This window comes from Mesorhizobium sp. M7A.F.Ca.MR.362.00.0.0 (assembly GCF_004023175.1).
In the GTDB taxonomy this organism is placed as follows: Bacteria; Pseudomonadota; Alphaproteobacteria; order Rhizobiales; family Rhizobiaceae; genus Mesorhizobium.
In genome coordinates this window covers 1-1270 of sequence record NZ_RZTF01000072.1, presented here as the reverse complement: position 1 = coordinate 1270, position 1270 = coordinate 1, and the positions used below count along the sequence as shown (strand labels likewise).

Annotated in this window: 3 protein-coding genes; all 3 read left to right on the top strand. The window is 61.7% G+C overall.

Annotation, left to right across the window (positions count from 1 at the left end; genetic code table 11):
- Positions 1-224 (top strand): DUF4332 domain-containing protein (locus tag EOC06_RS42340; RefSeq protein WP_245469520.1); only part of this gene is annotated, 224 nt, incomplete at its 5' end.
- 97 nt (positions 225-321) lie between these two features.
- A complete protein-coding gene (gene rpmA, locus EOC06_RS12320; RefSeq protein ID WP_013529063.1) occupies positions 322-591 on the top strand; it encodes a 50S ribosomal protein L27 in 270 nt (89 codons plus the stop codon).
- 119 nt (positions 592-710) lie between these two features.
- The coding region (locus EOC06_RS12315) for a GNAT family N-acetyltransferase (RefSeq protein WP_164898556.1) at positions 711-1270 on the top strand (560 nt) is incomplete at its 3' end.

The window sequence follows — 1270 nt, the reverse complement described above, 5'->3', positions numbered from 1 at the left end:
GGCCGCTGTTCAAGGCGCCGAAGGGTGAGCCGGACGATCTGACCGTGATCAAGGGCATCGGCCCGGTCGCAGCCAAGGATCTCAACGAGCAGGGCATCATCACCTTCGCGCAGCTCGCCAAGCTGACCGACAAGGATGTTGCCAAGATCGACGAGCACATGTCCTTCAGCGCCGACCAGATCAAGGACTGGCGCGAGCAGGCCAAGGAATTGGCTGCGAAGTAATTTTCTGGCGACCTGGTCGCCGGATCGGACTTGAAACGGAACGCGAACGCGTTCATAAGGCCTTTTAGGCGCCTTGCGGCGCAACGGAGTTAGTTAGATGGCACACAAGAAAGCTGGCGGCTCGTCGCGCAACGGTCGCGACTCGCATTCCAAGCGCCTGGGCGTGAAGAAGTTCGGCGGCGAAGCCGTCATCCCGGGCAACATCATCATTCGTCAACGCGGCACCACGTGGCATCCCGGCGTCAATGTCGGCATGGGCACGGACCATACGCTTTTTGCGCTCGAGACCGGCGCCGTGACGTTCAACAAAAAAGCCAACGGCCGAACCTACGTATCGGTCAACCCGATTGCCAAAGCCGCGGAGTAGCCGGTTCCGCACTAGAACACCGGCGCCCATCTCGGGACCGGTGTCTGGCAAAGCCAGGAAAAGGATCAGGGGAGATGGGTTTCCATCTCCCCTTTTTCTTGTGCCTGGAGGACTTTCAAATGGTTGCCGAAGCGGAAGACTCAGAAGACGAAAGTTACGCGATAGATTGTCCGGTGCTGGTCACCGAGCGACTGGTGATGCGGGCGCCTCACGAAGGCGATATCGCGCAACTGGTCGAGCTTGCCGACAACCGCCATGTCGCCGAAATGCTGGCCCGCATGCCGCACCCCTATGGCGAGGCCGAGGCGCGCTCTTTCCTGGCCATGACCAAGTCGCGCCGGGCCGGTATCGCTTATGCCCTGACGCTGGCCGGCACCGACACTTTCGTCGGTTGCGCCGGCCTCAACACCACCGATCGCGGGCTGGAGCTCGGCTACTGGATCGGCGAGCCGCACTGGAAGAAGGGCTATGCGACGGAAGCAGCGCATGCGCTGGTCGATCTCGCCTTCCAGAGGACGTCGATCCAGGTTCTGCATGCCTCGACCCGGGTCATCAATCCGGCCTCGCGCCGCGTCATCCACAAATGCGGGTTCCAATATGCCGGCCAGGGCATGCTGAACTCGATCGTCGCCGGCCAGGTGCCGGTCGAGCGTTATCGGCTCGATAGGAAGACCTGGAC

Excerpts from the sequence above, each read along its gene's own strand:
- rpmA (WP_013529063.1), top strand. The coding sequence starts at position 322 with ATGGCACACAAGAAAGCTGGCGGCTCGTCGCGCAACGGTCGCGACTCG.